The organism is Paraburkholderia sp. (genome assembly GCF_034668105.1).
Lineage (GTDB): Bacteria > Pseudomonadota > Gammaproteobacteria > Burkholderiales > Burkholderiaceae > Paraburkholderia.
In genome coordinates, this window is the sequence record NZ_JAXDPY010000447.1 from 1 (window position 1) to 12,980 (window position 12,980).

At 62.0% G+C, this 12,980-nt stretch carries 10 protein-coding genes and 2 pseudogenes; 8 read left to right on the forward strand and 4 right to left on the reverse strand.

Annotated features, from left to right (window positions below):
- The 3 genes and pseudogenes from QOC89_RS20075 to QOC89_RS20085 all read right to left on the reverse strand — a co-directional run.
- Window positions 1-159 (reverse strand): annotated as a pseudogene (locus tag QOC89_RS20075) (5-dehydro-4-deoxyglucarate dehydratase); the annotation flags it as partial.
- 78 nt (window positions 160-237) lie between these two features.
- Window positions 238-1,587, reverse strand: coding sequence for a glucarate dehydratase (gene gudD, locus QOC89_RS20080; RefSeq protein ID WP_323046621.1), 1,350 nt, complete (start codon window positions 1,585-1,587; stop codon window positions 238-240).
- A gap of 124 nt (window positions 1,588-1,711) precedes the next feature.
- Entirely contained in the window at window positions 1,712-3,043 is a 1,332-nt protein-coding gene (locus QOC89_RS20085; protein ID WP_323046622.1) for an MFS transporter, read from the reverse strand.
- Window positions 3,044-3,308: 265 nt separating this feature from the next.
- On the opposite strand from QOC89_RS20085, the gene QOC89_RS20090 reads away from it, so the two are divergent.
- The 6 genes from QOC89_RS20090 (at window position 3,309) to QOC89_RS20115 (ending at window position 7,380) form a co-directional block, all read left to right on the forward strand.
- Entirely contained in the window at window positions 3,309-4,631 is a 1,323-nt protein-coding gene (locus tag QOC89_RS20090; protein WP_323046623.1) for an MFS transporter, read from the forward strand.
- A 187-nt stretch (window positions 4,632-4,818) separates the two neighbouring features.
- The gene (locus QOC89_RS20095) at window positions 4,819-5,529 is read left to right on the forward strand and encodes a FadR/GntR family transcriptional regulator (RefSeq protein WP_323046624.1); all 711 of its coding nucleotides are present in this window, start codon (window positions 4,819-4,821) and stop codon (window positions 5,527-5,529) included.
- A gap of 9 nt (window positions 5,530-5,538) precedes the next feature.
- Window positions 5,539-5,703: a TetR family transcriptional regulator C-terminal domain-containing protein gene (locus tag QOC89_RS20100; protein WP_323046625.1), complete on the forward strand. Its 165-nt coding sequence runs from the start codon at window positions 5,539-5,541 to the stop codon at window positions 5,701-5,703.
- Between the two features lie 13 nt (window positions 5,704-5,716).
- Entirely contained in the window at window positions 5,717-5,902 is a 186-nt protein-coding gene (locus QOC89_RS20105) for a hypothetical protein (RefSeq protein ID WP_323046626.1), read from the forward strand.
- Window positions 5,903-5,945: 43 nt separating this feature from the next.
- Window positions 5,946-6,752 (forward strand): alpha/beta hydrolase, encoded by an 807-nt coding sequence (locus QOC89_RS20110; RefSeq protein ID WP_323046627.1) that lies wholly within the window; start codon window positions 5,946-5,948, stop codon window positions 6,750-6,752.
- A gap of 400 nt (window positions 6,753-7,152) precedes the next feature.
- Entirely contained in the window at window positions 7,153-7,380 is a 228-nt protein-coding gene (locus tag QOC89_RS20115; protein ID WP_323046628.1) for a hypothetical protein, read from the forward strand.
- Between the two features lie 160 nt (window positions 7,381-7,540).
- Here QOC89_RS20115 and QOC89_RS20120 read toward each other — a convergent pair whose 3' ends face one another.
- Window positions 7,541-9,769, reverse strand: a complete 2,229-nt coding sequence (locus QOC89_RS20120) for an NADP-dependent isocitrate dehydrogenase (protein WP_323046629.1) — start codon at window positions 9,767-9,769, stop codon at window positions 7,541-7,543.
- Between the two features lie 430 nt (window positions 9,770-10,199).
- On the opposite strand from QOC89_RS20120, the gene QOC89_RS20125 reads away from it, so the two are divergent.
- Window positions 10,200-12,389, forward strand: coding sequence for a TonB-dependent siderophore receptor (locus QOC89_RS20125; RefSeq protein ID WP_323046630.1), 2,190 nt, complete (start codon window positions 10,200-10,202; stop codon window positions 12,387-12,389).
- A 104-nt stretch (window positions 12,390-12,493) separates the two neighbouring features.
- Window positions 12,494-12,793 (forward strand): annotated as a pseudogene (locus QOC89_RS20130) (MFS transporter); the annotation flags it as partial.
- Window positions 12,794-12,980: the final 187 nt, after the last annotated feature.

Here is a 12,980-nt window from a genome sequence, read left to right on the forward strand (position 1 = left end):
GCCGGCGGCAAACAGCGCGGTGGCGCCGTATGGCGCGAGCCATTCAAGGCGCTCGGCGTAGGTGTCGGCGCGGAAATCGCCTTGTGCGTCGAAGTCGGTCACGGGAAACGACAGCAGGCCTTCGGAAACAATCGCCTTGAGTTCTTGAGGTGAGGTCATAGCGTCAGTAGCGTGAAGTGTGTGAGTAGTGGGCAAAAGCGGGCGGCCGCATGGACCGCCATCTGTATCGTTAGAGACTTAGCGTACGAGACACGGACGCTTGTTATCGAACTTCCAGTTCGGAATCAGGTACTGCATGGCCACGCCGTCATCGCGCGCACCGAGGCCATGTTGCTGATACAGCGCGTGCGCCTTCTCGATCTCGTCCATATCCAGCTCGATGCCGAGGCCCGCGGCCTGCGGCACCTTGACCTTGCCGCCGACGATTTGCAGCGGGTCGCGCGTCAGACGCTGACCGTCCTGCCAGATCCAGTGCGTGTCGATCGCCGTGATCTTGCCGGGCGCCGCGGCGGCGACATGCGTGAACATCGCAAGCGAGACGTCGAAGTGATTGTTCGAGTGCGAGCCCCACGTGAGACCCCATTCGTTGCACATCTGCGCGACGCGCACCGAGCCCTGCATCGTCCAGAAGTGCGGATCGGCCAGCGGAATATCCACGGCTTGCAATTGAATCGCGTGACCCATCTGACGCCAGTCGGTGGCGATCATGTTGGTCGCCGTCGGCAAGCCGGTCGCGCGGCGGAATTCAGCCATCACCTCGCGGCCCGAATAGCCGTTCTCCGCACCGCACGGGTCTTCCGCATAAGCCAGCACGTCGTGTTTGTCGCGGCACAGGCGAATCGCCTCCGCGAGCGACCACGCACCGTTCGGATCGAGCGTGACGCGGGCGTTGGGGAAGCGTTCCGCAAGCGCAGTCACCGCTTCGATTTCCGCATCGCCAGGTAGCACGCCGCCCTTGAGCTTGAAATCGTTGAACCCGTAGCGCGCTTGCGCGGCTTCGGCGAGTCGCACCACCGCCTCGGGCGTCATTGCTTGTTCCGTACGCACGCGTTCCCAGTCGTCGCGCCCTTCGGCGCCGCTGGCATAGGGCAGATCGGTTTTGTTGCGGTCGCCGATATAGAACAGGTAGCCGAGCATCTCCACTTCGTCGCGCTGCTGGCCTTCGCCGAGCAGGGCCGCGACCGGCACGCCCAGATGCTGGCCGAGCAGATCGAGCAGCGCGGCTTCGAGCGCGGTCACCGCGTGAATCGTGGTGCGCAGATCGAAAGTCTGCAGGCCGCGCCCACCGGCGTCGCGGTCGGCGAACTGGGTACGCGCCTTGTTCAGGATCGCTTGCAGATTGCCGATCGATTGACCGACAACCAGCGGGCGCGCATCGTCGATCGTCTTGCGGATGCTCTCGCCGCCCGGCACTTCGCCGACGCCCGTATGACCGGCACTGTCGCGCAGAATCACGATGTTGCGCGTGAAGAACGGCCCGTGCGCGCCGCTCAGATTCATCAGCATGCTGTCACGGCCGGCGACGGGTACGACGCGCAGTTCGGTGACGATCGGCGTCGCGTTCGATTGGGATGTGTGGGTGGACATGAGAGTAGGCCGGTTGAGTTAGTGAGCCAGCAAGTGGGAATCCGCGCGTTGGACAAACTCGCTCGAGACCCGTGCCGGACAGAAAGTGGGAAATGCGTAATTCATGGTCGACGATTTTCGCCCGTCAGTGGGCTTCGCGCTGCAAAGACTCCGGCAGCGCGTCGCGATTCACGCGACGATTGCGCGTCAGGAAGCCGGCCGCTGCCGCGATCAGCGAAGCCACGCCCAAGCCGTATAGTCCGCCGGTAATCGAGCCGGTGTGTTGCTGCAGATAACCGAACGCGGCCGGCGCGAAGAATCCACCGAGGTTGCCGACCGAATTGATCAGCGCGATCACCGCGGCAGCAACGCGCGCATCCAGGTAACCTTGCGGAATCGGCCAGAACAGCGAAGCCGCCGCCTTGAAGCCAATCGCCGAAAAGCAGATCGCGACGAACGACAACACCGGATTGCCCGACGTCGAAGCGAACAGTCCCCCCGCCGCGATCACGAGCGACACCGCCAGCCACGCCTGCTGGAAACGCCATTTCGCCGACAGCATCGCGAAGCAGTACATCGCGAACATGGCGATGAGCCAGGGGATCGCATTGAGCATGCCGACCTCGAAGTCCGAGAGGCCACCCATTTTGCGGATGATCGTCGGCAGCCAGAAAGTGGCCGCGTAAATGGTCAGCTGAATCGCGAAATAGAGGAAGCAGAACAGCAGAATCTGCGGGTCTTTCAGCAGCTTCATGGCGGGCAGATGCGCGCCGCCGTGCGCCTCGCGCTCCGCCTGCTCCGCCGCGATCGACGTTTCGAGAATCGTCCGCTCTTCAGCCGTCAACCACGAGGCATCGCGAATCCGCGACTTCAGCAGCATCCAGCTGACCCCGCACAGCACGATGGAAAACGCGCCTTCGATCAGGAACATCCATTGCCAGCCGTGCAGACCGAAGCCGCGAATGGACAGCAGGCTGCCCGTGATCGGACCGGACAGCACCGACGCGAGCGCCGAGCCCCCGAGAAACACCGCTACGGCCTTGCCGCGTTCTTTCTGCGGCAGCCATTGGGTGAAGTAAAACACCACGCCCGGGAAGAAGCCGGCCTCGGCGACACCGAGCAGGAAGCGCAATACATAGAACGAGGTGTCGTTCCAGACAAACGCCATGGCGGCCGCGACCAGCCCCCACGTGCCCATGATGCGGGTCAGCCACGCGCGCGCGCCGTACTTCTGCATCAATACATTCGACGGCACTTCGAACAGCGCGTAGCCGACGAAGAACAAGCCGCTGCCCAAACCGTAAGCGGCCGCGCCGATACCGAGGTCCGTCTGCATGTGGGAGTTGACGAAGCCGATGTTCACGCGGTCGATGTAGTTCGCGATGAACATGATCAGAAAGAGCGGCAGTATGTGCCGCTTGACCTTCGACACGGCGGATTCGAGCGGGTCGCTCGCCGTGGTGAGAACAGATGTCAAGGTTGTCTCCAGTTTCAGCCACCGGGGCGGCCGGATCGAATGCGACGCGGTGCATACGAACAGGCGGGTGAACATCCCGAAACGCGTGATAGGTTGTCTGATGACAGTCTACCTTGATCGAGTGCTCGCTTCCAATGCGGTGTTTACCCTGTCATCAACGCGCTATACGGCGCGCCATTAGCCCTAATATACTGACCCTGACGCCGCATCAACAAGTTCGAAACTAAGACGTCCGATGACTTGATCGATACCCCGGAGGAGACCCATGAAGACCCTGGCGACGACACCCGCCAACGAGCCTCAAACAGCGACAGCCGCCCCGGCCGAGGAAGACACCCTCTACGCGCTGGTCACCCGCAGGCTCATGCCGATTCTGCTGACCGCGTTCTGCATTGCGTATCTCGACCGCATCAACGTCGGCCTTGCCAAGTTGCAGATGGCTTCCGATCTGGGTTTCAGCGACGCCGTCTACGGTTTCGGCGCGGGCATTTTCTACCTCGCCTATGCCATTTTCGAAGTACCCAGCAATCTCATCATGCATCGGGTCGGCGCGCGCCGCTGGATCGCGCGCATTGCGGTTTCGTGGGGCCTCGTGTCGATGTGCATGCTGTTCGTGAGCACACCGGCCTCGTTCTACGCGCTGCGACTGCTGCTCGGGATGGCCGAATGCGGCCTCTTTCCAGGCATCATCCTGTATCTGACCTACTGGTACCCGGCGCACCGCCGAGGGCGGATCGTCGCGATGTTCATGGCGGCGCTGCCCATTTCCGGGCTGGTCGGCGGTCCGCTGTCGGGCTGGATCATGCAGCGTTTCACGGGAGTGTCGGGCCTGCACGGCTGGCAATGGCTGTTTTTCCTCGAGGCGCTGCCCGCGGTTGTGATCGGCGTCGTCATCTGGTTTGTGTTGCCGGACCGGGTGGCCGACGCGCGCTGGCTCTCCGCTGAACAGAAGAAGGTGATCGCCGCCAATATCGCGCGCGAGGACGCGCAGAAGCCCACCTCCAGCACGCGCAGCGTATTCACGAGCGGCCGTATGTGGCTGATGAGCCTGATGCTGTTCGCGTTCGCCACCGGCAACATGGGCATCAGCTTCTGGCTGCCGACCATCGTGCAGCGCGCGGGCCACGGCAGCGCGCTGAACGTCGGGCTCCTGACCGCCATTCCGTATGCGTTCGCGGCGGTCGCGATGGTGGCCTTGTCGATGAGTTCGGACAAGCGGCGTGAACGCCGCTGGCATCTCGCCGTGCCCGCGTTTGCCGGCGCCGCGCTGCTGGCTCTGAGCACACTGTGGAGCAACGACCTCACGATGACGGTCGTCGCGATGACCGCCGCGTCGATGTGCGTCTTCGCCGTGGCGCCGCTGCTGTGGGCTCAGCCGACCGCACTGCTGAGCGGCGGAGCGGCTGCCGCCGGTATCGCGATGATCAGTTCGCTCGGCAATCTCGCGGGACTCTTCTCGCCGTCGCTGTTCGGGCTGCTCACGGCGCGCACGCACAGCACCTCGGCCGGGATGTTTCTGCTCGCGGGTTTCATGGTGCTGGGTGGACTTCTCGCGCTGGTAACGCCCGCGCGTTTGGTCAACAAGTGATTTGACGGGCGCGCTGGAAGCGCGAGGTTCGATTCCGCGGGACAGGTCGTGTCGCCGGATCGAATCTTGCCCTTCGGGTCGCTCGCGATTCTGACTGGCGCTATGATGCCCGTGTCGAGACCTCGCATGACGTCACTCGCACGCGCGACCTGCGTATTTCCAGCCGATTAGTCAACAAGCCACAGAAATGAGCAGCTTAACTGAGAAGGTGGTGGCCACCCTTTCCGATGAAATCCGCCGCGGCACGTTGCGGCCGGGCGACCGCATCCCCACCGAGGTCGCGATGATGAAGCAGCTCTCGGTGAGCCGCTCCGTGGTTCGCGAAGCCATCTCACGTCTGCAGGCCGCCAAGGTGGTCGAGACGCGTCATGGCATCGGCACGTTCGTGCTCGAGCCGGCCACGGAACAGTCCATGCAACTGGCCGCCGCCGATCTGTCCAGCATGCTGGACGTGATGGCGATCATCGAATTCCGTATCGACGTCGAGGCAGCTTCGGCGGCGCTCGCCGCCGCGCGACGCACCGAGCAGAATCTCAGGCAGATTCGTGGCGCGCTGGAGCGTTTCGAATCCGAACTCGAACGGGGGAGCACCGACACGCTGGCGCACGACATCGAGTTTCATCTGCAGATCGCGCGCGCGAGTGGCAACCGCTACTTCTTCGATGTTCTCAGCCAGCTCGGCCGCGCGGTGAGCCCGCGTACACGGCTCGGTTCCGCCGAGATCGCGGAGCTCGACCATATCGAACACCTGCGCAACGTGCTCAGCGAGCATCAGATGATTTATCGGGCCATCGAACGTCAGGACGCAGACGACGCGCGCGCCGCGATGCGGATGCATTTGAGTAACAGCCGCGAGAGACTGCGACGCGCGCACGAGTTGAGCAAAACGGGCGGCTGACAGGCGGCGGTGCCTGCGCGCGAATTGCGCGCCGATACGAACTGCGAGCAACTCGCTCCGTTCATCGTGTCATCGATGCAAGGCGTGTTTCTGCTCGCGAAAGCACAGCGCGATCCCGCGCCGGTCGTCAATCTGAAAGAAGTGCTATTCACCCGGGTTTTGCAACGCGCATAACAAGGAGCACCTCATGACGCCGCCCAAGCACGCCGGCCGCGACGCACGAGCCGATGCCAAAGCCTCGGCCTCGGCGCGAACGCCCGCCGCAGCAACGGGCGAGAGCGGCGGCGCATCCAGCGCGATGGACCGCTTCGGCTCGCTTCTCTTTGAAACCCGTACCAACCTTGATTTCCCACCCACTCCACTGGCACCCTAAAAGATCCTCGCACTGCGAGCCAGACCCGAACGGGGAACCCACGATGGAATTCCGCGACGACAACCTCACCCATTTCAAATCCCATGGCGCAGCCCCATTACCCCCCTCAACCAAACACGGCTACGTCGACCACGAAGGCGCGCGAATCTGGTACGCGTCATACGGCACCGGCACGCCGGTAATCCTACTGCATGGCGGCCTGGGACACAGCGGCAACTGGGGCTACCAGGTCCCGGCGCTGATCGGCACCGGACATCGCGTCGTCGTAATCGACAGCCGCGGCCATGGCCGCAGCACCCGCGACGCACGCCCCTACAGGTACGAGTTGATGGCCTCGGATGTGCTGGCCGTCATGGACACGCTGGCGCTCCATCGAGCCGCGATGGTCGGCTGGAGCGATGGCGCCTGCGTCGCGCTGATACTCGCCAGCCAGACCCCCGAGCGCGTGGCCGGTGTGTTCTTCTTCGGCTGCAACATGGACCCGAGCGGCACAAAGGAATTCGTGCCGACGCCGGTCATCGACTGCTGCTTCAGCCGGCATGCCCAGGACTACGCACTCCTCTCGGCGACGCCCGGCGACTTCGACGCCTTCGTCGGCGCGGTCAGCGAAATGATGAAAACGCAGCCCAACTACTCGGCGCACGATCTCGGCCAGATTCGCGTGCCGGTTGCGATCGTGCAAAGCGAGCACGACGAATTCATCAAGCCGGAACACGCCGACTATCTCGCTCGCAGTATTCCCAGCGCGAAGCTGATTCTTCTGCCTGGCGTGAGCCACTTCGCGCCGCTGCAAAGGCCAGAGCAATTCAACCGGGTCATGCTCGATTTCCTGAACCGAGTGCTTTCCTGAACAGGACCTCCGCACGCGGAAGGCTCGCTTCGCCACCTGTGCATCACGCCCCCCTATTTAGCGAAACCCCGAAAATTTCACGATGTGATATACGCCGTTGCTTCGTAAAAAATCGTGGTGCGTGGCACAAATCCGCCATTTCGCAATGGTGCCCCACGTTGCACATCGCAAAATGAAACTGATAAGTCATTATTTTTAAACGATATTTTTTGATATAACGACCCATCTAACGGCCCCTTGCACCACCACTTGCTGACGTAGACTCTTTTACAAGAGCCGACGCTTCATGTGGTGCAGCGAAATAGACGGGACGAAAACGCAGTTGCCGTATGTCTCCCGCTCCCTGCATGAAGCCGCCGCGGCACAGCGGTTTTTTTGATTGGTAATTGGGAGACTAAAAATGAAAGGCTTTCGCTTTGGTTCGACCCAGGGAGCGTTCTATATCATGCCGGGCCAGGATGGTTGGGAGGCGACCTACGGCAACGAAACGCTGGGAGAATTTGCCAGCCCGCAACAAGCCGCCGACGAAGTTGCGCGCGGCTTGACCTGCCCGCACCTGTCCGAAGTCGACACGTCGACGCTCGAGATTCCAGAAAAACTCAGCGATTGGGAAATCGTTCACGTGTGATGGCGGCATGACTGCCACTTACGTGCGAGTAGAAACGACAATGGCGCTCCATAAGAGCGCCATTGTCTTGCTTACTGCTTACTTCAGTGCCTGCTTCGGTACCTTGAATAGCAACCTGAGGGCTTCATTCAGAACCGCGTTCAGCACCGCATCCGGCAAATCACGCGACCGCGTCCACGATCTTGTTCAGCGTGGCGCTCGGGCGCATGGCCTTGCTCGTCAGGTCGACGTTCGGACGGTAGTAACCGCCGATATCCACCGGCTTGCCTTGCGCTGCCGCCAACTCTTCGATGATCTTCGCTTCGTTGTCGGCCATTGCCTTCGCCACGCCGGCGAACTGCGCCTGCAACGCAGCGTCTTCGGTTTGCGCGGCGAGTGCTTCGGCCCAGTACATGGCCAGGTAGAAGTGGCTGCCGCGGTTGTCGATACCGCCAATCTTGCGTGCCGGCGACTTGTCGTTGTCGAGGAACTTGCCGGTTGCCTGATCCAGCGTCTTGGCCAGAACTTGCGCCTTCGGATTGTGATACGCGCCGCTCAGGTGTTCGAGGGAAGCCGCCAACGCCAGGAATTCGCCGAGCGAATCCCAACGCAGGAAACCTTCTTCAACCAGTTGCTGAACGTGCTTCGGTGCCGAACCGCCAGCGCCGGTTTCGAACATGCCGCCACCGGCCATCAGCGGAACGATCGACAGCATCTTCGCGCTGGTGCCCAATTCCATGATCGGGAACAGGTCGGTCAGGTAGTCGCGCAGCACGTTGCCGGTGACCGAGATCGTGTCCTTGCCGGCGCGGATGCGCCCGATCGAGAACTTCGTCGCTTCAACCGGCGTCATGACGCGAATGTCCAGACCGCTGGTGTCGTGGTCCTTCAGGTAGTGCTCGACCTTCTTGATGATCTGGGCGTCGTGCGCGCGAGCCGCATCCAGCCAGAAAATGGCCGGCGTGTTCGTAGCGCGTGCGCGGTTCACCGCGAGCTTGACCCAATCCTGGACCGGCGCGTCCTTGGTCTGGCACATGCGCCAGATATCGCCCGCTTCAACCGCCTGCTCGATCAGCACCGTGCCGGCTGCGTCGGTCACGCGGACCACACCGTTCGCCGGGATCTGGAACGTCTTGTCGTGTGAACCGTATTCTTCAGCGGCTTGGGCCATCAGGCCGACGTTCGGCACGGTGCCCATCGTGACCGGGTCGAACGCGCCGTTCTTCTTGCAGTCTTCGATCACAGCCTGATAGACGTCGGCGTAGCAACGGTCCGGAATCACCGCCTTGGCGTCATGCAGTGCGCCGTCCGCGCCCCACATCTTGCCCGACTCGCGAATCATGGCCGGCATGGACGCGTCGACGATCACGTCGCTCGGCACGTGCAGGCTGGTGATGCCCTTGTCCGAGTTGACCATGGCCAGTTGCGGGCGCTGCGCGTACTGGGCCTTGATGTCGGCCTCGATCGCTTCGCGCGTGGCTTCCGGCAGGTCCTTCAGGCGCGCATACAGGTCGCCGATACCGTTGTTCGGATTGAAGCCGGCTTGCGCCAGCGCGTCAGCATGCTTGGTCAGCACGTCTTTGTAGAACACCGACACCACGTGACCGAAGATGATCGGATCCGACACCTTCATCATGGTGGCTTTCAGGTGCACCGAGAACAGCACGCCCTTCGCCTTCGCGTCGGCGATTTCCGCTTCGATGAAGCTGCGCAGCGCGTTCTTGTTCAGCACCGAAGCGTCGATGATCTCGCCCGCTTGCACAGCCGTCTTTTCTTTCAGGACCGTCTTCGTGCCGTCAGCGGCCGTCAGCTCGATCTTGACCGCACCGGCCGCTGCGATCAGCGCCGATTTTTCGCTGCCGTAGAAATCGCCGCCGCTCATGTGCGCCACGTGCGACTTCGACTCCGCGCTCCATGCGCCCATCTTGTGCGGGTGCTTGCGTGCGTAGTTCTTGACCGACAGCGGCGCGCGACGATCCGAATTGCCTTCGCGCAGCACCGGGTTCACGGCACTGCCTTTGATCTTGTCGTAGCGAGCCTTGACGTCTTTTTCCGTCTCGGTGCTGGCGACGTCCGGATACGGCGGCAGCTTGTAGCCCTGATCGCGCAGCTCGGTGATCGCGGCCTTCAGTTGCGGCACCGAAGCGCTGATGTTCGGCAGCTTGATGATGTTCGCTTCCGGACGCGTGGTGAGTCCACCCAGTTCCGCCAGATCGTCGGAACCCTTCTGTTCCGCGGTCAGGTAGTCCGGAAATGCAGCAATGATCCGGCCGGCAAGCGAGATATCGCGTGTTTCAACGATCACGTCGGACGAGCGCGTGAACGCCTTGACGATCGGCAGCAGCGAGTAAGTCGCCAGAGCCGGCGCTTCGTCAGTCAGGGTGTAGATGATCTTCGGCGGTGTGGACATGTTTGGTGCTTTGCTAGGTGAGGTGGTAGACAGAGCGTTCGTGGCGCTGAGCCCGCGAGTCGCCGCGAGAGTTGCGACAAAGCAACAAAAACCGCAGCGCGACCCGCGGCACTACTTTTACGGCCCGACCGTGAGTATATGCGCGTTTTCCGCTACTCGCTGCTAAACAAACATATCGCCGCGCTGCCCTCGACGGGGTGAAGCCCCGCCCGACAAGGCTTCCAGCCAATTACCCTAGTCCTTAAGACAGGTGTCTTATAGATGACTTGAGATTCCCGAAAGATTGTTAATGCGAATCAGATGCATTATCATCCGTAAGGTTCGCGGGTTGAACACGTCAGAACCGTCCGTCTAGTCACTCTCGCTCGACCACCGACGCCATCTCCGCACACTTCTGGTGCGCGGCGGCGCCACGTCTAATTCGAACAATATGCAGAAACTCTATGTAGCAGAGCGGCCGGCGCGCCCTCTATTTGCGCGCGGCCTGCGACGCACGCCGTCGCTATTCAGCGCCGGGCTCTTCGTGAGCGTTGGTCTATCGTTGTCGACGTTGTCGTCGTCCGGATGGGCGCAGGCCGTGGCGAGCGACGCGTCGGCCACCCTGCCGGCCGTCAGCGTGTCGGCCGCGAAAGAGACCACCGTGGCGCCGGCCGACACCGTCGGCGCCGGCGCGCTGGGCACCCGCAAAGCGGTGGACACGCCGTTTTCGACCCACACCGTGACGAGCGAGGAAGGCAAGGACCTGTTCGCGACAACGTCCAACGACCTGTTCAAGTACGACCCGGCCGTATCGATCAGCAGCGACAACGCGCTCGCCGAAAACTCGATGTTCCAGGTGCGCGGCATGCCGATCGACACGCTGAACAGCATCAAGGTGGACGGCCAGACGTTCCCGTCCTGGGACACCGACCTGCCGCTCGAACCGTTCGAGCAGGTGGAATTGCTGAAGGGTTTGTCCGGCTTCATGTACGGCTTCGGCTCGCCGGGCGGCATCGTCAACTTCGTACTGAAACGGCCGACCGATGATCCGTACCGCAGCATTTCGGTTGGCTACCGATCGGCTGGCGTGTTCAGCGAGGCGGTCGATCTGGGCGGCCGCTTCGGCAACGACAACCGCTTCGGCTATCGCCTGAACCTCGTCGACGAAGACGGCAACACGGCCGAACAGAACGGCCACATTCGCCGCCAGGTCGCCTCGCTCGCACTGGACTTCCGCATCACGCCGGATTTGACCTGGACGGTCGACGCCTTTTATCAGAAGCGCAAAACCAACGGCACGCTGTTCGGCATAGGCTTCGGCACCGATGTCGGCATTCCCGACGCGAGCAAGGTCACCCATGCGCTGACGCAGCCGCAAAATTACTATCAGACCGAGATGGCCTCGTTCGGCACGGGTCTCGATTACCGCCTCTCCGAGAACTGGCATGCGAGCGTGAAATACCGCTTTGCCAAGGAAAACCGTACGAACTCGGACAGCTTCCTTTTCGTTCAGGACAACGCGGGCAACTATGCGAACACGCTCTATGCGGCGATGACGCGTTACTTCTATCAGAACGTCGACGCGATGGTGCAGGGCACGTTCAACACCGGCAGCATCAAACATGATGTTGTAGTCGGCGCGGCGTACCAGTCGCAAACCGCCGAGTACAGCAACAGCACGGGTTGGAACGACGGCTATTTCCTCGGCAACGGCAATCTGTACAGCAGCACCTTGCTGACCAACGACGAAGTCAGCATCGGCGAGGATCTCTATCGTCAGCAACGCATCACGCAGGCCGCGTTGTACGCGAGCGATACCGTGCAATTGACGTCGCGCCTGTCGGCGTTGCTCGGTGTGCGTTACACGCAATTCCGCCAGTATCAGTACGCCCCGTCGAGCGCCGAGACATCGCAATACAGCGCGAATCCGGTCACGCCGACTTTCGCGCTGATGTTCAAGACCGATCCGTATTCGACGGTCTATGCGAGCTATGTCGAGTCGCTCGAACAAGGCGGCTCCGCCGGCAACACCAACCTCAATTACCCGCAGACATACGGGCCGTTGCGCAGCAAGCAGTACGAACTCGGCTTCAAGACGGATCACGCCACGTGGGGTGCCAACCTCGCACTGTTCCGCGTGGATCGCGGCTACAACTACACGAACACGGCGAACATATTCGTGCAGGACGGCACCCAGCGTTTCACCGGCATCGACGCGAGCGGCTGGCTCGCGTTGACGAACGAATGGCGCGTGATGGGCGGCATGATGTGGCTCGATACGAAGGCTGTCGATATCGACGATCCGAACGTCGAAGGCAAGCGTATTTATGGCGCACCGCGCTTCACGTTCACGGGCCGTATTGAATACAACCCGTCGTATCTGCGTCCGCTGACGCTGGCGTTCGGCGGCAAATATGTCGGCAACCAGGCGGTGGACGCGGCCAACTCACAGTTCGTGCCGGCCTACACCACCTTCGACCTGAGCGGCCGCTACGAGACGAAGATCGCCGGCAAGGACGTGACCTTGCGCGCGGGGATCAACAACATGTTCAACCGCCGCTACTGGACCACGGCGTGGGGCTCCTTCGTCTCGCCTTCGCCGACCCGCACGGCCGTGGCTAGCGCGACGATGCAGTTCTAGGCACTATGCGCCGGGCGGGGCGTCCACGGTGGGCGCCCTGAGCATGGCGGGAATCTCGGCCACCAGCGCATCGATTGCCGAGCATGTTTTCAAGGCCAGATTCGATGATCTTGCCTACGCTTGAACGGCTTCTGCACGGCGACTTCAAGGGTATGCAATGGATCATGAACGCCTACAGGCTCGCCGTGACGACTGTACTGATGGCGACGGGCACGCTGGCGGACCGATATGGGCGCCGGCGGATCTTTGTCATCGGGATTGCGCTGTTCGGCGTGACGTCGTCGATCTGTGGACTTGCGCAGAGTGTGCCGACGCTGGTCGTTGCGCGTCTGTTGCAGAGGGCGAGTGGCGGCGTGATGTCGATCTGCCAGGTGGCGGTACTATCGCACCAGTTCAACCAGGGTTCGGGCATGAATTTTCAGTTTCGCGCATCGGCGCGCGCAGCGCCGCCGGAAGTATGACTGCTGTGTCACGAGCGCGGAATGTGCGAGGGCACAGATTCCAGATGCACCACTACCGTGGCTGTGCGGGGGACCCGCTTATGAGCTAGCGGGGTGAGCGGCTTTCTTTGCTTATCTTTCTTTGCCGCGG